Origin of the sequence: Paenibacillus xylanilyticus (assembly GCF_013359935.1) — a bacterium.
Taxonomy (GTDB): domain Bacteria; phylum Bacillota; class Bacilli; order Paenibacillales; family Paenibacillaceae; genus Paenibacillus; species Paenibacillus xylanilyticus.
This window is the reverse complement of record NZ_JABMCB010000185.1, coordinates 26,304-45,202: the sequence shown is the minus strand read 5'-3', so window position 1 is coordinate 45,202 and position 18,899 is coordinate 26,304. Positions and strand designations below refer to the sequence as shown.

Sequence of the window (18,899 nt, the reverse complement as noted above, 5' to 3'; positions counted from 1 at the left end):
ATCAACGAATAAAATTCCATCCTCACATTATCAGAAAAACCCTGCCAGATGGCAGGGTCTTGTTTCATTTATTTATGGCATGCTCAACTGAACATTGCGATTTAGAAGTAAACGGGTTTCACACATACCGGCTTGGATACACCAGTACTATGACCTGTGTATTTCAAACGTCCGCTCTCCTGATCCACCGTAAATGTAACCATGTTGTTGGTGTCGCGGTTGGCAGCGATAAGCAGTTTACCATTCGGTGTCAATGCAAAATGACGTGGATGCTCACCTTCGGCCGAGACATGCTCAACGAGTTTCAGGTGACCTGTTTCAGCGTCTGCTGCAAAAACAACGATGCTATCATGTCCACGGTTTGAACCGTAAACGAAACGACCGTCATTGGATACTGTAATTTCAGCCGTTGTATTTTCAGTGCCATCATAACCATCCGGCAATGTCGACACGGTGGATATTTCAGTCAACGTGCCTGCAGCTGCATCGTAACGGAAAGACGTAATGGAAGAATCCACTTCGTTGATAACATAAGCGAATTGACCATTCGGATGGAACGCCAAGTGACGCGGACCTGCTCCTGGATGGGTTTTCGTTTCGCTGTGCAGTACGAGCTCATTCTTGTCTGCATCAATGGAGTAGATGGCAATCTTGTCCGCACCCAGATCCTGTACCATCATGTATTTGCCATCCGGGCTGAAGAATGCGGAGTGAACATGAGGCTTGTCCTGACGCTCCGGATGAGCTCCTTTACCTTCATGTTTCTTCTCATCCAGAAGAGCTCCGACTTCACCGTTGTCTGTCAACGATTGCAGACCGACCAGTCCACCGTGGTAGCTGGAAAGGATCAGGTAACGTCCGGAAGGATCACGCTGGATATGACATGGTGGAGCCGAGATGGAATTGCTGCGATTCAGCATGGACAGTTTTCCAGTGGAAGGATCAATGTTCAGAGCGACCGCCTCGGACATTTTGTTTCCCTCTGGAGATACGGCTTCCCCAATTGCATACAGTTTGTTGCTATCGGCATTCACGTTGACAAACGTTGGGTTTTTCACGCCCGAGATGCCGTCCAGCTTACTGAGGCTGCCTGTATCCTCATTCAATTCATATGCGTAAATGCCCTCATTTTCCGCTTCGGCATAAGAGCCGACCAATACGAGCAAGCGTTTCGATTCACTCATTACAGTTTCCTCCTCTATGTGTATGTAGTCTAGTTGCACCTCTTCTATAATAAATCTGCCATATCAAAATAGCAATCCGCCGTCTGTTTATGTGACCTGCATTAACCTGTTTGTTGTGCAATTATTCTGGGATATCATCCCAATATCCATTCACGACAGGGGACAACTTCTGCTATGATTAGAAAGGTTTTTCATCATGAAAGGACTGAATTCGGTTGCTTCAATCATTTTTGCTTACGTTATATCATGTTTTTCTGCCCATATCGCTGCCCGTCATTGGAGGCATACTGCTAAAGCGGTTCAGAAATTGGGATACTCGCTCACTCTCCACCTTCTCCCTTTATATTCTGAGCCCTGCCCTTATCTTTGATACACTGCTGCATGCCAAAATTACCTGGACGGACGTCACAGGCACCTTTTGGTTTTCCATCATTAATCTGATCGCCCTATGGGCGCTTGCCGAGCTGTTGAGCCGAATTTTCCACTTGGGCGCAAGCGAAAAAGCGGGACTTACCCTTGTCTCCACCTTTACCAACTGTGTGAATTACGGACTCCCGCTTGTATTGCTTGCCTTTGGACAACTTGGATTGGACAAGGCCTCGGTCTATGTGATCGGGCAGATGATTATTGTGAATACCGTAGGAATTTTCTTTGCGGCCCGATCGGAATTCACGGTCAAACATGCCATTCTGTCCGTTTTCCGCATGCCTTCCATCTATGCTGCAGCCATTGCCATTGTTCTGCGTTCAACTGGCATAAGTCTGCCTGATGCGCTGGACGGAGGTATTACCATGCTAGCTGCAGGTTATTCCCCCGTTGTTCTGGCCATTCTGGGTGCACAGATGCTAAGACCTCGCGGTTCCGCGGATCCTTGGCAGCCCAATGTGCGCCGTGCCTTCTGGACTGGACTTGTGGTTCGTCTCGCTGCAGCGCCGGTCCTATCTTACCTGATTCTGACCGCACTTCAGGTTGAAGGCATCCTATTCAGTGTTCTGCTGATCCTGGCATCCATGCCAACAGCAGTAAACGCCGTTATTTTGGCTGAACAATTCAATGCATCTCCGCAATTTGTGTCCCGCTGCATTCTATGGACCACCGCTGCTTCCATGATCATTCTGCCGGTTATGATTGTGATGTCTTCCTGATCAGTACGGATGTCGGTCCAGGGGACATCGCCGCCAGACGGCGTTTCTCCAGCCGACGTTCATAACGGCGTTGAATTGCTCTTACATAGAAGAATTTGACCACAAAATAAGAAATCACACCCAGGATCACGCCAAAGACAGACATGCCTGCCAGGATATCAAGCCCACCCAGCAAAAGTTCACTCAAGGCGGACCAGTTGCCACGAAACAGTTCCATGAATGCACTTTCGTGGACAGGTCCCTGTCCCATGCTGTGTGCTGGCAAAATCCATGATCCAATCTGCTTGGCTAGGGGCATCAGCAGGATCGGAAGAAACGTCAATTTCCCGATCACATTGCCCACAATGGCTGCCGGCAGCGAGCCGCCAGACAAACGGACAATGGGGTAAAACACAAGATAGATCAGCGATGCCGTGGAGATCACGATTAACTCCAGACCAAAACCGATCGCAAATCCGGTGGATACTTTGTGCGCCCCTCCGGGGGCACGTAACAATTTGAGAAAATTCAGCTTCATCGCACGTGTTAAACGCGCAAATCGGTTGGGTTTGCTTTTCTGTGAATTCATACCGAACTTCCCCTTATTTTAAACAAATGACGGCTTGGGCCGCCTCTTCTTCATATTAGACTGCGTTAATGTCAGCTGTTACAATGACAGGCTGAGTTTCAATCTTCACATTCCCTGCGACCGCTCTCGAGATCATACAGGATTCTTCAGCCTTATGTGCAAGTCGATCCGCCTTGGCGAATTCGGCTTCCGTTGCGTCCGCCTGGAGCACAATACGAGGTCTATGCACAATTCGTTCGTACGTAAATATGTTATTGGTCACATCCACCGTTGCTTCCGACTCCAGTGTCAGTTCATTCGGTGTAATATCCGAACGTTCCAGCATGGCTGCCAGTGTGATCAGGTAACAGGTGGATGCGGCACCGAGCAGCATTTCATCAGGATTCGTGCCTGTACCTGGGCCGCCCATCTCCTGCGGTATGGATATAACCGATTTTAATCCTCCGGCATCGATTGTTCCCTCACTGTTACGTCCACCATTCCATACGGCTTTCAGATGAAAAGGATGTTTCATTTCACTCATTCCTTTCTATAACTACACTCGTTTACAAGGTATGGATTGTTCGCTCAGTTCGCTAACGAGTTCTTCGTTCAGCCCCAGATCAGTGATGACTTTGGCCACACTGCTGAGTTCTGCGACTCTTGTAAAAGCCTGTATATTGAACTTGCTCGAATCCGCGAGCAAAATAACTTCATCCGCAATGCTGATCATCTTCTGTTTCACCAAAGCTTGTAATTCGTTCGATTCACTAATGCCTCTGGTCAAGTGCACACCTTTGCAGGACAAAAATACCTTGTCCACATGGTAAGCATCGAGAGAACGTTCAGCGAGCGGGCCCACAAAAGACAAAGACTTGGAAGCAAGCTGTCCACCCGTAGCAATAACCCTGATCTGTTCCTTGCTGCTCAGCTCGGCCGCTACCTTGATGGAGTTGGTCAGTACAGTAAGCTGAATATTCGGCAGTCCTGCCGCCATATACCATGCTGTTGTGCTCGCATCCAGTGCGATCCGGTCGCCTGGCTCTACCAGCTTGATCGCCTCTTCAGCAATTCTGCGTTTCTCTTCAGCATGAGTTACCGCACGTTCGGGATAGGGGATTTCCGGCTGTCCCTCATCCTTGTATTTTACACTGACTGCGCCTCCGTGCGACCTTCTAAGCCTGCCGGCCTGCTCCAACTTGTCCAGATCACGGCGAATCGTCTCTTCCGTTACCCCGCAACGCTCACTAAGCTCGGTTACACGCATGCTTCCCTGCGCATCCACCCATTCCACAATTTTCTCATAACGTTCAGCCACGAGCATTATTCATTCACTCCAAACCGTTGATATCCCAAGATGAATCCTGTATATCCCATCATACCACAGTGCTACCTCAAGGAGAATTTTATCGGGACGGAGAATGTGCAAAAAGAGGGAGCTTATGCTCCCTCCAGTTCCATGCTTAGAAGTATTATTTATCGTCTGCCAAAGGGAACCAGCCCGGCGTGTGGATAATCGCATTCCACAGCCCGTCAGGGATGACCAGACGCTCCTGATCCGCTTTGGTCAAAACGGTTTCGATATCCTCTTCACGTCCGCTTTCGATTTTCTCCACCCAGTCCGGTTCGATAATCAGCTCACGTCCGATGGCAAGCAATGGCACACCGCTTTGAAGAGCTTCCGCTGCCTCGTCCGCCGTATGGATTGAACCTACACCGATCACTGGCAACTTGCCGCCTACACGGTCAAGGATGAATTCCATTCTGGAGCGATTGTCAGCCTCGCCGCGACGCGGTTTGGACCAGAACTCGTTAAGGGACACGTGTAAGTAATCCAGATTTTTTTCTTTCAGCGCGTCAATGAGGGCGTAGGTCTCTTCCATGGTCAACCCCGGTGTTTCCGGTTCTTCAGGAGAGAAACGGTACCCAACAATAAACGGAAGTTTGGTATGTTTCGCTACAACCTTCTGCACTTCATCCACAACGGCCAGCGGGAATGTCAGGCGTTTCTCAATGCTGCCACCCCAGCGGTCTTCACGGCGATTGGAATGCGGGGAGAAGAACTGCTGGATCAAGTACCCATTCGCACCATGGATCTCAACACCGTCGAATCCGGCTTCGATGGCGCGACGTGTCGCTTCACCGAAATCGTTGATGATGGACGTAATTTCTTCGTCAGACAGCTCTCTCGGTACAGGAGAACCTGGACGCTCACTGGCAACAGCGCTTGGTGCCACCACTTGACCAGCTGGTACAGCTTGTTCCGGAGTGAGACGTCCGGCATGGAAGATTTGAAGGACTGCTTTGGAACCTTGCTGCTTGATTGTTTCAGCCAGGCGTTTCAGGCCGGGAACGAAGCTATCGTCATAAGCGGCAAATTGCGCCGGAAATCCGATACCGTTTGGTGTAACATACGTTACTGCAGTCACGGACATCCCTGCACCACCGGTGCGACGTGCGTAATATGCCAGTTCTGCATCCGATACGGTACCGTCAGGATTGGAGGACATATGGGTCATAGGAGCGAGTACGATCCGGTTCTTGAGACTGATGCCGCTCGGTAGTGAAACTTGTTCAAACATCGGGCTGTATTTTGGATTCATTCGTGGTTCCCTCCTGATTATAATATCTCTTTAAATAGATATATGAATACGTATTTCGATTACTGTAACCATTATAGTTACTATTACTCCATATTTCAACTTTTCATTTCAATCTGTTTTTAAACGATCTTATTCTTCATTTATTAAACACATTCACCCTCCACCAAGTTCAAAACAAAAAGGGCGAAGTGTCTCACTACACTCCACCCTATGGAAACCCATCTCCAGCATACGATTAGAAATTGCGCACATATGCGAGCTTCAGGTCCATCTCTTCCACACATTCATAACAATCATGTTCATCGTTGGCTACCATCGGTGTCACCGGATACAGATTCATATCGGTCGTGTTGTACGATTTCAGAAGAGGCAGTAACTGAGTCACTCTTGTATTGGCCGGATCCAGCCATGTGTTAATTTCTTCTTCGGACAGGATCGCCGGCATTTTGCTGCCGAATTCGCGAGTTACCATGTTTGCCCCTGTCATCAGCATCGTGCAGGTGCGCAGCGGCTGCTTGCGAGTGTCTTTCCATATTTCATATAATCCCGCAATGCCGAACAATCCACGGTCAGGCATCACGACGCGCACTGCATAACTTTTTTTGCCTTCCTGGCGCCAGTAGTACAATCCATTGCACGGAATAACGCAGCGTTTCGTTTCCACCAGCTTGTAGTAGGACGGATTCTCATGCACTGTCATAAGATTGGCGTTCACGGCATCGCGGCCCCAGAACGGGATAAACCCCCACCGAAACTCGTCCAGTACCCGCTCCCCATCTTGATGCAAAATAATAGGTGTATGCTGGGTTGGACTGATATTGTAACGGTTCTTATAGTAATACATCACGCGTTCAATCTTGAAATGATCCCTCACCTCATCCAAATCAGCTGCCAATGAAAAACGGTTGCACATGCTCAGGCACTTCCCTTCCCTGTGTGAATTTGAATGTATTGTTTGTTATTACAGGGAAATTATGCATAGAAACATTCAATTTAAAAATATGCAACCAGAACGTACCACCCGGCAGATGCAAGATAGCATGCTGAATCATGTACTTTATATAAATAGCAAAATCGTGCTAAATCATTGCAACATGATGTTATATTCTGCTGAAAATATCCATTATACAATGAGTTTGATACACATCACATTTATAAGATTATGATGATGTGCATGTTTAAGGCATATGACACATGTTCAGTATGCTATTTCACTGATAAAGGAGCTCATTCATATGAAATTAAGTCGTCCCGTTCAGATGGGCGTTGATTATTATCCCGAACATTGGGACCCTGCGTTATGGGAACAGGATGCCCGTTTGATGGCTGATAGTGGAGTACGAATTGTACGTGTGGGTGAATTCGCTTGGAGCCGCATGGAGCCTGCTGATGGTCAGTTTGACTGGGAATGGCTTGATCAGGCCCTGGATACGCTCCACAGGAATGGATTAGAGATTATAATCGGAACACCTACCATGACACCGCCGCGCTGGCTCACCGAAAAATGTCCAGACATCCTGCCTGTACTTCCAAGTGGTCAACGATATCATGAAGGTGTCCGAGGACACCGCTGTTATAATAGTCCCAGTATGAGAACGTACAGCGCGCGTATTGTACAGAAACTGTCTGAACGTTATGCCAAACATCCTGGCGTCATTGGCTGGCAAACGGATAATGAATTCAGCTTCACCGATTGCCAGTGTGCTGCCTGTGAAGAAGCTTTTCGAGAATGGGTTCGCGCGCGCTATTCCACGCTGGAACAGGTTAACCAATTATGGGGCACTGTTGTGTGGAGCGGGGAGTACAGTGACTGGGAACAGATTACGCCACCTTATGGAGGTTCCACATTCCAGAACCCTTCTTATCTGCTGGACTATTCCCGTTTTCAGTCCGATTCCATCGTTGCATTTCAGCAGATTCAAGTGGAGATCATTCGCAGCAATTGTCCTGACCATGTGATCACCCATAATTTCCATAGCTACCCGCAAAAGGCAGATCAATATAAGATTGCAAAAGAACTGGACTTCGCTTCCTTCGATTATTATCCGAATCCATCACCAAACAAAACCGATACGTCACCTTACAGCGGCGCCCTGTCTCTGGATCTGACCCGTGGCATCAAACGTCGCAATTTCTGGATTATGGAACAGCTAAGCGGTCCACCGGGGTGCTGGTTTCCAATGTGGCGCACTCCGCGTCCAGGTTTTCTGCGGGCCCACTCATGGCAGACCATAGCTCGCGGAGCGGATGCCGTTGTGCATTTCCGCTGGCGGAGTGCAACGGTAGGGGCGGAACAATTTTGGCATGGCCTAATAGACCACAGCAACGTTCCAGGCCGTCGGTTTAAGGAATTCCAGCAGCTGTGCAATGAGGTGAACAGACTTGGCGAGCGCCTTCAAGGATCTACATTACGCAATGAAGTCGCTATCTTGCATTCGCATGAGCAGTTATACGCCCTGCATATTCAACCGCAGTCAGAGGGATTGGACTACTACGAAAACATAAAGGTTTGGCATCGTGCTTTGACCAAATCAGGAATCAGTTCGGATGTCATCCACTCTTCCGAAGCTCTCGATGGATACAAAATCATTATTGCCCCTCATCTGTACCTCCTGGACGAGGACACAGCAGAACGGCTGCAGGCTTTTGCAGCTGCAGGAGGAACCCTGATTCTAACACATCGTTCCGGTGTTAAGGATGACCATAATGTCTGTGTGATGGCTCCGCTTCCGGGTTTGTTGTCCGCTTGTTCCGGTGTTAGAGTGACCGAATATGATCCAGTGGGCGGCGACACCATTATGATTCGGGATGATCAGGGCAATTCATATGCCGCATCCCAGTGGGCAGATGTACTTGAACTGGACACTGCACAACCTGTCGCTGTGTATGCGGATCAATTTTATACGGAAAGTGCAGCTGTTACGCGAAATCACTGGGGTGAGGGTGAAGTCTATTACATTGGCACCCAGCCGGAAGAGGCTTATCTGCGCAAGCTGGTGCGAACCATCGGGGACCAACTTCAACTTGCGGGAATTGAAGCTTTGCCTGACGGAGTACAGATTACCACCCGGACCGGTCCGAATGGATCATTTCGTTTTATTCTGAACTTGAGTCCTGAACCTGTCTCCATTCAGTTGAACGCCTCCTATACAAGTGCGCTGGACGGGACAGCAAGAGGTCCACATTTGCAACTCGATGGCTACGATGTTGAGATTGTCGAGATCAAAGCGTAAGAAGCATCCCGTTTTCCGAAAAACGTGTTCAAAAAAAGGCCCGCTGTGCATGTGAAATGCACTCGGGCCTTTGATCGTGGGGCTACAACCACTAGCTCACATATTCAATTCACCCTTCATTTGGATGTGGTATTCAGCTCAATGATCCAGTCAGCCAGGTCCTGTGTCTGCTTGAGCAAAGCGATGGGATCACGGAACCAGGATTCTTCCTCCGTCCATATGTATACCTTATTGTTCTTGATCGCAGGCAATGAACCCCACACCGGGTCAGCCTGAAGCTCTTCCAGCTGTGCAGAGCTGGTCAAAACCATATAATCTCCGGCGTACTTGGATAGCAGTTCTATGGAGAATTCATGATACGCCCCCTGCATCAACTCGGAAGGGACAGTTTTTGGAGCTTGTAGTCCAAGCAGCTCGTAGAGGTTACGTCCTCCTCGTCCAGACTGTTCTCCAAAAATGAAGACCTGACGATCATATTCCTGCATGACCGAGAAGGTAGCATCTGCTGGAACTACGTCATGCACATCCTGTCTGATTTTCGCAATCTCTTTATCGAAATCAGCCAGCCACTTTTTGGCTTCGGCTTCTTTGCCAAGCACATTAGCGAAATAATTCACCTCGTCTTTTAGTGTTGGAAAGGTGATGGATGCGATCGAAACAGTCGGTGCAATCTTGCTGTATTTTTCATAAGCCGCCTTGTCCGGATTTAATGTAATAATAAGATCGGGTTCCAGTGCCATTAATTGTTCAATCGAATCGCCAATCGTTTCAACCCCGTCCACTTTTCCTTCCAGATAAGGACTATTCATCAGAAATTGCCCTCCACCAATCGGCCTCACACCTAGAGCAAGAACGGTTCCCAAATAATCGATTGCCGCTACTCGCTGCGGGTGAGCGGGAATCTCGACATCGCCAAATGCAGTTGTTACGATTTTTGTTTCTGCAGCAGCCGTTTGTTCAGGTTCAGCCACGGCATCGGATGACACTGCGTTCTGCCCTGCTGTTCCACATGCACTCATTGTGAAAACCAACACAAGCGAGATTAATGCTGCTTTTAGATTGTTAAACATTTTTAATTCCTCTTCTCCCGTATATTGATAATGATTATCATCATCAATTACAGGATACCTCCCAGACGGTCCCGTTACAATGGATTCCTTTGTTTCCTTTCCTGTACTTTTTGAAACTTTCTTCAATGAATTACGATGTTTCAAGCGAAATTGTCCTGGCGTTGTCCCCAGTTCTTTCTTAAATACCCGGTTGAAATAAAAGGGATCGGGATAACCCACATAAGCAGCAATTTCATTCAAAGTCGCTTCTGACGTAGTGAGCAGCAGACGAGCTTCATTCATTCGCATGCGAATCATATATTCTGTCGGCGTAACTCCCGTCTGTTCTTTGAATTTGCGTGAAAGATACTGTGGACTATAATTCAAAGACTCCGCCAGCGACTCTAGGGAAATGGGTTCGCGAAAATGGTTTGTAAGATATCGCAGGACATATTCGCTAAGTGAAGGCAATTGTTCTGTACCCTGCATCTGCACTCGCTGCCGTAACACCAGTTGTACCAGTTGAAAAAAGCGTGCTTTTACCTGGAGTTTATTCAGAGAACCCTGTTCGGTCCAGCAATGATGAATTTCGAGAACGAGCTCACGCAATTCAAGCGGATTGTCCGGCTCGGCTGCCCAGCTTTGCTCAAAAGGATTGCTATTTATCAGCATTATCCGATACTCTCGCAAAACGTTTGCAGGTAACGTTGATTTGTAGAAAATCAGATACGCTTCCATGGCTCCATTGCCACTGGCTTCAACCGTCAAACAGCAACCTTTCCCTCCATGCAATAAAAGAAACCTGCTCGTTGTCCAAACTTCCTGATCCAGCCACAGTTGTCCCCGACCCGTTACAAACACAAACGCACTGGTAGGTAAAACATAGTTCCTCAATTCCTCGCTATCCTGAATATTCATAAACCGAACATCCAAAACTCGTACCTGAACTTGATCCCATAACTGAATATGATCATGAATACTCATGTTGATTTCCTCTCCCGTTTATATGTGTTAGCCAATAAACAATCTAGTGAGCCCTCACAAATGATAATGATTATCAATTATAGCGAATCTGTCCGATTCTTAGAAGCACAAGTCTTTTAAACATGAAAAAATAAAAAACCGTTGATTCTCCCTACAAAGGGAGAATCAACGGTTTGAATATAAAATGACTCTCTTTTAACCTGATAATCGGAATTATAATTTGATAAAATCAGCCATCGAACGAACCTGAATTGCACCCGTTTCCGAAGCTGCGCCAGCATTCTGCAATCCTTCTCTGGATGTGAACTGGACCTTCACCGGAATGCCTGGAATGAGATCGAAGAAGTTATCCGAGAACACGCCTTCTGCCTCTGACGAAATCCATACCTGTTTAGCAAGAACATCGCTTTCGAGCACCAGATATACGCCATCATTCTCCTGGACCTCAGTCACCTGGATTGCAGCCTTCTTCAAGCCAATATCCTTCGACGGTGCAAAATAGTGCTCCTGCACGATGTCTGCATGCCCATCCTGCTTCAGATCCAATCGCAACAGCGTTGTTGCTGCATCATGACCTTGCAACCAGTCGGACGATTTCAAGGACAGAACCAGTTTACCGGAATTGGATTCCAGTGCGACTGCATGCTTTTCCTCTCGATATACCGTACCATCGAATCCGATCAGGCGTACCTGCAATCGGCCCTCAACGGGTTGCAACTGATCCGAGATCAGATAAATATCTGTCGCATCTTCCTTCGTACCATCTACAGAGATCAGCACATCACTAAAACTGCGTTTGGCGTAATATTGCAATGCCTTCCAGTTACCGAAGTAGTCCATGCCTGCCCAGGAAGCGACCGGCCAGCAATCATTCATCTGCCAGTAGAGCGTCCCCATACAGAACGGTTTGCGGCGGCGATGTGCCTCAATAGCTGTTTTCATGGCTTCTGCCTGAAGTACCTGACTCATGTACAGGAAGGATGGGAAATCCTTCGGTTCATGCATGTACATATCCATGTACTGCTTGATCAGGCGGTTACCTGCTCCATTCTTTTGGTGTGCCAGCATAACTTCGGATTCCAGTGCCAAATCTTCTTCCTCGGCGTACTTGCGAACGGATTTGTATTCAGGGAAAGACTGAAAGCCGTATTCACTCATGAACCGTCCAACGTGAACGTTGTAGTTTTCAAAAGGTTCAACGCTGTGCCACACGCCCCAGTAGTGAATATCCCCTTCTGCTGTGGATGGGTGAGCATGCTGCTTCTCATCACCTGTCAGCGATACCAGAGGCGAAGAAGGCCAGTAATCCACACCTGGCGCATAAGCTTCAACCACTTCCGGAAGCAGCTCGTGGAAAATGGCTTCATAATCTGCCCAGATCTTCTCGCGTTGTTCAGCGTTATAATCTTTTTTCCAGCCCCAACCGCCATCCTCGATGTAATGGGCCCATGCAGAATCGATTTCGTTGTTTCCGCACCACAGTACGATACTCGGATGATTGCGCAGTCGTTTAACATTATCAATGGCTTCATGTTTCACACTGTTCAGGAACGCTTCATCGCCCGGATACATGCTGCAGGCAAACATAAAGTCCTGCCATACCAGCAAGCCATACTCATCGCACAATTCATAGAATACGTCTTCTTCATAGATCCCGCCGCCCCATACACGCAGCATGTTCATGTTGGACTCGGCTGCGGAAACAATCTCATGCCGATAACGCTCAGCTGTAATTTCGGTGATAAAGCTGTCGTTCGGAATATGATTGGCGCCTTTCGCAAAGACAGCTACCCCGTTTAATTCGAAATAGAAGGAAGCTCCAGCTTCATCTTTGTCCCGAACCAGACGTATGGATCTAAGTCCTGTTTTTACCGTTGAATCAGCTACAACCTGCTCCCCTTGCAGAACTTCTGTTACGAAAGAGTACATGTGCGGATCACCAAGTCCCCGGCTCCACCACAGCTTCGGTGCGTCGATGGCAATGGGGATCTCTATCGTTTGTACACCTGATTGCAAGGCTGCAGTCTGCTCCCATGTCTGACCGTCCGTACCGATCCGAATCACCGTTTCAATCGGGCTCGCCGTCTCTACTTCTACGATCGCTGTCAGTGAAGCCACGGAAGCGGTTACTTCATTTTGCCGGATAAATACATCATTGATTTTCACTTCAGACCAGCCTTCCAGACGTGCTTCACGCCAGATGCCGCTTGTCACGAAGCGAGGACCCCAATCCCAACCATAGTGATATGGTGCTTTTCGGGCAAAAATACTTACTCTTTTGTCGCCAAGTCCACCAACGTCAGATTGATCATTGGATGCAGGCAGTGCATAGCCGAGCTTCTCCAGCTTAGGCAGATCTTCCTGAATCGGGGACCGAAAACGGATTCGCAGTACGTTATCATTGCTCTTCACAATCGACTTTACATCCACGCTCCACACTCTGAACATATTGTCAGCAGATAAAACATGCTGTTCATTCACATAAACATCTGCATACGTATCGAGACCTTCAAAAACTATCTGCAAATGTTCCTGGGACAGCAAATCCTCGTTCACATCAAATTCTGTACGGTATTCCCAATCCTTCTTGTCAATCCACTGAACCTCTTTTTCATTAGTTCCATAAAACGGGTCCGGAATCTTGTCCAGTTTCAGCAGATCCGTATGAACACAGCCGGGTACCTGAGCCGGCATCCATTCCTGATCCTCACAAGCCTTGAATGTCCAGTTCTGAAAAATCTGTGATTGTATTTTACTCATAACAGCCTCCGTTTATCGATGAAGTGATTTTGAAGTGAAACGACATTTGTTAGGTTTTGTTATCATAAAATTGAATAACTCACAAAACAAAATTAACACGGTAAGCCTGTATCAGTCAATCTGTTTTGCAAAATAAAAAGCAAATAACAAAACAAAAAAAAGGACATGAGCTTCACTACACTCATGTCTCTTCCATTCCTCGATATATTATTCACCTTCAAGCTGCTCCCGCACAGCATTATATTCATCACGAACAACCAGTTCAGAGTAGATCAACTTGCGTTCATAAGGTTCATCTGGATGATCCATACGCCATAATAATTGATCTACCGCCCTTATGCCGAGGTTCTCCTTATTAATATGAACCGTGGCAAGAATGGGCTCGTCCATACTGGTGTTATCAAACCCGGTTACCGCACAGCGTTCAGGCACCGAAACGCCCCTGTTTTGCAATGCGCGCAGTACATTAACAGCTGTGTGATCATTGGCACAGACAATGACTTCAGGAATATCGGCTATCGGCATCTCAATAATGGCCTTCTGAATAAGCCGCAGATCCGGGCCCAACAATTCCGCTTGTTGTGTCCCCAGCAGCTGCATTTCTTCAAGTACCGACCGGTACCCCAGCCATCGCTCCCTGAAGCTCGCAGCATCAGGTAATTGGCCGGCAAACTGGAACCGTCTGTACCCCTTGCCTACGAGCATCAGCACCAGTTCTTTCATACACTTCATGTTGTCTGTAAAAACGGTATCCCCGTGAATGGCCGGGTCTTCGTGATCGACCATCACAAGCGGAATTTGAAGCCTGTAAATCTCAAGCAAAATAGGCGTTGAGATGGAGCCCACTGTTATAATTCCACTAATCGCTTCAGGATTGAGGACAGAGAACATCCGGTCCGAAGACGGCTCGGTCAACGTTAATATATCCATGCCCTGTTCATTAAGTCGTGCAGAAATGCCATCAAATACTGGCCCCCAATACAGCGAAGAGCGATTCTGGGACCGAATGTTGGGAAACAAAATCAAAATCGTGCCTGTATGTGATTGTTTATTGACACGTTCAGGCTGCGGCTCCACAGAATAACGTTTCGGTTCAGCCTTGAAATACCCAAGTTGTCCGGCCGTTCTCACAATCATATCCCGGGTTTGTTCACTCACTCCCGGTTTTCCCGTCAAAGCACGGGAGACTGCGAATTTCGACACGCCCGCAGCATCAGCGATTTGCTGCATGGTTACTTTTTTGCCCATACGACTCACCCGTTCTCCCTTAAATTACATCCAGTGTAGCATAAAAAACAGAAATCAACAAAACAAGTTGTCATTTTTGTTTTGTTTGTTAGCCCACTTTGATGGTTATTTACACATAATGTGCTATAAAAAAGAGTTTGGCCCCTCTTCAAAAAAGAGAGGTCCAAACTCTTTTGATTTCCGCTGATTTATACCCCGGTAGCCCCTTGTTCTCCAAGCTCTGTGGATAACGTTGCCCGCTTTCTGCGCCAAAACCTGACGTCCCATGATTTGATCTCCGTAATTAATACGCCTATCAACATCAACGCGGCTCCAGTGTATCCTTGCAGCGTTAGTGATTCGCCCTGGAAGCTGAATGCGAATGCAGCCGCGAACAAAGGTTCCAGAGAGAAAATAAGACTGGTCCGGGTTGGCGACGCATGCCGCTGAGCCAGCGTCTGCAGGATGTAGCCAAGGCCACTGCACAACACGCCCAGTCCAAGAATAGCGACCCAGGATTCAGGGCTATTCGGCAAGCGAGGGCTTTCGAACAGGAATGTAGCTCCGATCCCCCAGAGGGCTGCCACACCAAGCTGGATGGTACCAAGCGTTAAGGGATCATGTTTGGGAATGTATTTTCCAGCGATCAGAATATAAATGGCATACGTTAGAGCCGCCAAAATACACAGTACATCCCCGGTATGCAGGCTTAGTTCATGCTGAAGCGTAAGCAGGCCAAGTCCGGCAACGGCCACAATAATGCTAATCATCAACCGGGTATCCGGCATACGTCTATGTAAGATTGTACTCAAGATCGGGACAAAGATTACAGCCAAACTAATCAGGAACCCTGCCTGCGAAGTTGTCGTCTGCTGTACTCCATAGGTGATCAACACAAAAGCTGCAAATAATGCTGTTCCCATAATCGTGCCCGCTCCGAGTGCCTTCAGGTCCATCCGGAACAGTCTGCGATGGAAAATAACCGCTGCCGCAATAAAAGCAATACTGAAGCGGAAAGCGACCAGATTGAGTTCCTGCAAGGATTCCAGACCCGACTTCATAAACAAATAGGAGGAGCCCCAAATAACCGTTGCGAGCAGCATCTGCAGATCTGCTCTTCTTGTAACATTCACTTGTTTTCCACTTGCTTTACCCACGTTGCTTCAACCTTCATTCTATGTAATGTTCTCTGCTGAGTCCGTACAAACCAACTCGCCTTGGCAAGTATAAACGATCTCTTTGCATTATAAAAATGAATATTTATAATAGTTAATATGAAATAAATTCATGTATTTATCGTCGGAAGGAACGGATTGAAATATGTCATTAGTCAAGTATGAGATTTTGAACGCAGTCGTGGAATATGGGAGTCTCACCAAGGCAGCTGAAGCACTGAATATTACTCAGTCTGCTGTCAGTCACGCGATTGCCAGTCTGGAGACGGATTGTGGATTCTCATTGTTGAATCGAGGTCGCACAGGCGTACATGTTACCGCTGAGGGGGAGCGAATTCTGGGCTACACCCGAGAAATTTTGCGCTGGAACGAACTTATGAATCAGGAAATATCCTTAATTCGGGGAGCTGAGGTGGGAACAGTACGAATAGGAACCTTTGCCAGTGTATCGACCCAATGGCTGCCTGGGATACTGAAGCAGTTTCGCCAGCGCCATCCTGGAATTGAGATCAAACTGTGGGAAGGCGACTACGCTGAAATTGAAGCCTGGCTGGCAGGAGGAGCCATTGATCTCGGTTTTTTATCCCTTGGCGATGCTTCGCCTTTTGAAAATATCCCTTTGCAAAAAGACAGGATGATGTGCATCCTGCCCCAAGATCATCCGCTTGCAGAAGAGACGTCTGTAACGTTTGAAGTCCTGCTGGAACAGCCTTTTATTCTTCCCCGTTGGGGCGGTGATAATGAAATTGAACGTTTGATTCGCCAGCATGCTGCCAAGCTGAATGTGGTTTATGAGGTTGCTGAGGATCAGGCCATTATGGCCATGGTCCGGAACGGACTCGGTATTAGCCTCCTGCCGGAGATGGTTCTACAAGGCCATACGGCTGAGCTTGCTCTTGTTCCGCTCCACGGAGATCCTTATCGCACCATAGGCCTGGCCTGTCCTTCCCTTGCCAATCTGTCTCCAGCCACCCGCCGGTTTATTGAAGCCGTTCAGGAATGGCTGGCTCCTACCCGTTAGTCTGCGAAAAGATGTTTTAAATAACGCTCAGGATTATTCAACAAAGTATCGCGTAATTTGTACATGTGACGTATCTTCAACCTTTACTTTGCTTATATGTTCTTCTGTAAAATGATAGATGGTCTCACCCGGATATGCCATTAGAATAGGGGAGTGAACCTCCCCCAAACTTTAACTGCCGTTACTTACAAATTGTACAACGCCAATGCATATCATGAGTATAAAAAGGACTGCCAACACAACACCAAAGCCAATCAGAAACCGAGCTGCAGGTGAGCGTCGATTTCCCTGCAGACTGCCTGCCAACAGATCCAGCTTCTGTTCAAGCCGTTCAACCCTTTCCTTCACCTGTTCCAGTTCATTATTGGAGTTCATGATATCATCCTCTCATCCTAATTTGAGGCACCCGTCTCAAAACGATATGTCTAGTTCCACACCCGATCCAATTGATCCGAATAAAAGCGGATCGCCCTGCTGTATTCGTTGATTCCCTCATCACCCGATGTATCTGCCAGCTGTACGAGCAACCGTTTCATGGCTTCCGCATGCTCTCCCAAATTGTAGAGTACCATTGCATAGAACACTTCCAATTCCCGATGCTCCGGAAATTCTTTAATCCCCTTTTCTAACCATATCTTTGCCTGCTCATACTGCCCCAGAGTCCGGTACGTGCTGCCGAGTCCAAGTATGGCACCCGCTCTGTCTTCCCCAGTCAATCCTTGACGGAGAGCTGCCTCGTAGTATGGCACTGCTTCCCTTTCTAATCCAAGTGAATCGTGTGTCCAGGCCAGCTGGTACGAGACATGTGCGTTATCCGGTTCGTTCTCAGCCATTTCCTGCAATAACACAATAGCCTCCTGCATCTTCCCTTCTTGTCTTAGGAGGATCGCCTGCTCCAGATGACTCATTAATCTGCACCCTCTTCCAAAATCTTTTCCATTAATAGAAAACATCTGTTAAGTATAGCAAAAAAACACCTCAGGTCCTATACGGGTGACATTCAGCTTGTCCACACGCCGTTCCATAAGATGTTTGTTTTGATATGCCATAATGACGATTTAATGTTTGCTTGCACGGTCAGCACAAGACCGTATTATGCCCAGGTCGTATTTGCAACCATTAGGATAAATATAAGCATTAGATAATTAACCGAGATCAAAAAGTTGACTTTGGCCCATTTGTCGTCATCCGTTGCTTTGAGTCCACTGAGCGTATGGATGAACCAAATCAGCCCACCAGCCAGCGACACCAGTAAAAAGACAAGTCCAACATAGTCATAGTAGTACAACAGCCAAGCAGCAGGGAGCAGTAAGAAAACATAAGGCACCATCTGATACTTGGTCCGTTTAATCCCTTTTACCACAGGCAAAAGCGGAAAACCGGCTGCACGATATTCCTCTACCCGGCGGATGCCAAGTGACCAGAAGTGAGGTGGCTGCCATAAAAATAACAGCGCGAACAGCAACCATGCACCCATATCGATCTGATTCGTGACCGCACAGTAACCGATGACGGGCGGCATCGCACCTGCTATTCCTCCGAGAGAGGTACTCCACGTGGAACTGCGCTTCAGCCACATCGTGTAAATGACGATATAAGCAAACCACCCGAGAAGTGAAAGCCAGCCTGAGAGGGGATTCACCCAAACGTATAACACGATAAACCCGGCAACCCCCAGAATGATACCATACCAGAGTACAAAGCCAGGACGAAGATGGTTAATGTACTCAATCCGTTTTTTGGTCCGTTCCATCTTCTGATCCAATTCACGATCCCAGTAATTGTTGATGACACAAGCGGATGCAATGACAAGAGTTGACCCGATAATGACCAGCAGCAGGGATAACCACGAGATATCCCATTTTGAAGCAACCCAGAATCCTACTGCAACCGCAAACACATTAAGCCGCAGAAGTCTAGGCTTCGTTAATGCAATCATGTCTTTAAGCATGAGGAGCCTCCTGAACTATG

At 47.7% G+C, this 18,899-nt stretch carries 16 protein-coding genes; 3 read left to right on the top strand and 13 right to left on the bottom strand.

What is annotated here, in order from left to right; all coding sequences use genetic code 11:
• Nucleotides 1–101: 101 nt before the first annotated feature.
• Nucleotides 102–1,184: a lactonase family protein gene (locus tag HP552_RS14855; protein WP_175396208.1), complete on the bottom strand. Its 1,083-nt coding sequence runs from the start codon at nt 1,182–1,184 to the stop codon at nt 102–104.
• A gap of 215 nt (nt 1,185–1,399) precedes the next feature.
• On the opposite strand from HP552_RS14855, the gene HP552_RS14850 reads away from it, so the two are divergent.
• The gene (locus HP552_RS14850; protein ID WP_175396207.1) at nt 1,400–2,329 is read left to right on the top strand and encodes an AEC family transporter; all 930 of its coding nucleotides are present in this window, start codon (nt 1,400–1,402) and stop codon (nt 2,327–2,329) included.
• Here HP552_RS14850 and HP552_RS14845 read toward each other — a convergent pair.
• The 5 genes from HP552_RS14845 to HP552_RS14825 all read right to left on the bottom strand — a co-directional run bounded on the left by HP552_RS14845 (nt 2,307) and on the right by HP552_RS14825 (nt 6,392).
• Entirely contained in the window at nt 2,307–2,897 is a 591-nt protein-coding gene (locus HP552_RS14845) for a DUF2062 domain-containing protein (protein WP_175396206.1), read from the bottom strand. The two genes, HP552_RS14850 and HP552_RS14845, sit on opposite strands and share 23 nt — an antisense overlap.
• A gap of 55 nt (nt 2,898–2,952) precedes the next feature.
• Nucleotides 2,953–3,411 (bottom strand): OsmC family protein, encoded by a 459-nt coding sequence (locus HP552_RS14840; protein WP_175396205.1) that lies wholly within the window; start codon nt 3,409–3,411, stop codon nt 2,953–2,955.
• A 21-nt stretch (nt 3,412–3,432) separates the two neighbouring features.
• Nucleotides 3,433–4,200, bottom strand: a complete 768-nt coding sequence (locus HP552_RS14835; RefSeq protein WP_175396204.1) for a DeoR/GlpR family DNA-binding transcription regulator — start codon at nt 4,198–4,200, stop codon at nt 3,433–3,435.
• 148 nt (nt 4,201–4,348) lie between these two features.
• Nucleotides 4,349–5,479, bottom strand: a complete 1,131-nt coding sequence (locus tag HP552_RS14830) for an NADH-dependent flavin oxidoreductase (RefSeq protein ID WP_175396203.1) — start codon at nt 5,477–5,479, stop codon at nt 4,349–4,351.
• Nucleotides 5,480–5,714: 235 nt separating this feature from the next.
• Entirely contained in the window at nt 5,715–6,392 is a 678-nt protein-coding gene (locus tag HP552_RS14825; RefSeq protein WP_175396202.1) for an SOS response-associated peptidase, read from the bottom strand.
• 322 nt (nt 6,393–6,714) lie between these two features.
• Here HP552_RS14825 and HP552_RS14820 point away from each other — a divergent pair, with 322 nt between their 5' ends.
• Nucleotides 6,715–8,712 carry a beta-galactosidase gene (locus HP552_RS14820; protein ID WP_175396201.1) on the top strand — a complete coding sequence of 666 codons (1,998 nt, stop codon included), beginning with the start codon at nt 6,715–6,717 and terminating at the stop codon, nt 8,710–8,712.
• 116 nt (nt 8,713–8,828) lie between these two features.
• Here HP552_RS14820 and HP552_RS14815 read toward each other — a convergent pair whose 3' ends face one another.
• From HP552_RS14815 to HP552_RS14800, 4 genes are all read right to left on the bottom strand, one after another.
• Nucleotides 8,829–10,745: an ABC transporter substrate-binding protein gene (locus tag HP552_RS14815; RefSeq protein ID WP_175396200.1), complete on the bottom strand. Its 1,917-nt coding sequence runs from the start codon at nt 10,743–10,745 to the stop codon at nt 8,829–8,831.
• 213 nt (nt 10,746–10,958) lie between these two features.
• The gene (locus tag HP552_RS14810) at nt 10,959–13,505 is read right to left on the bottom strand and encodes a beta-mannosidase (protein WP_175396199.1); all 2,547 of its coding nucleotides are present in this window, start codon (nt 13,503–13,505) and stop codon (nt 10,959–10,961) included.
• Between the two features lie 207 nt (nt 13,506–13,712).
• Nucleotides 13,713–14,753, bottom strand: a complete 1,041-nt coding sequence (locus HP552_RS14805; RefSeq protein WP_175396198.1) for a LacI family DNA-binding transcriptional regulator — start codon at nt 14,751–14,753, stop codon at nt 13,713–13,715.
• 188 nt (nt 14,754–14,941) lie between these two features.
• Nucleotides 14,942–15,889 carry a DMT family transporter gene (locus HP552_RS14800; protein WP_312884296.1) on the bottom strand — a complete coding sequence of 316 codons (948 nt, stop codon included), beginning with the start codon at nt 15,887–15,889 and terminating at the stop codon, nt 14,942–14,944.
• Between the two features lie 163 nt (nt 15,890–16,052).
• Between HP552_RS14800 and HP552_RS14795 the strand changes: the two genes are divergently transcribed.
• Nucleotides 16,053–16,928 (top strand): LysR family transcriptional regulator, encoded by an 876-nt coding sequence (locus HP552_RS14795; RefSeq protein WP_175396197.1) that lies wholly within the window; start codon nt 16,053–16,055, stop codon nt 16,926–16,928.
• Between the two features lie 171 nt (nt 16,929–17,099).
• Here HP552_RS14795 and HP552_RS14790 read toward each other — a convergent pair whose 3' ends face one another.
• The 3 genes from HP552_RS14790 to cyoE form a co-directional block, all read right to left on the bottom strand.
• Complete coding sequence (locus tag HP552_RS14790; protein WP_175396196.1) at nt 17,100–17,303, bottom strand: OadG family protein; 204 nt, start codon at nt 17,301–17,303, stop codon at nt 17,100–17,102.
• 50 nt (nt 17,304–17,353) lie between these two features.
• Nucleotides 17,354–17,836 carry a tetratricopeptide repeat protein gene (locus tag HP552_RS14785; protein ID WP_175396195.1) on the bottom strand — a complete coding sequence of 161 codons (483 nt, stop codon included), beginning with the start codon at nt 17,834–17,836 and terminating at the stop codon, nt 17,354–17,356.
• Nucleotides 17,837–18,021: 185 nt separating this feature from the next.
• Nucleotides 18,022–18,879, bottom strand: a complete 858-nt coding sequence (gene cyoE / locus HP552_RS14780; RefSeq protein ID WP_175396194.1) for a heme o synthase — start codon at nt 18,877–18,879, stop codon at nt 18,022–18,024.
• Nucleotides 18,880–18,899 lie beyond the last annotated feature (20 nt).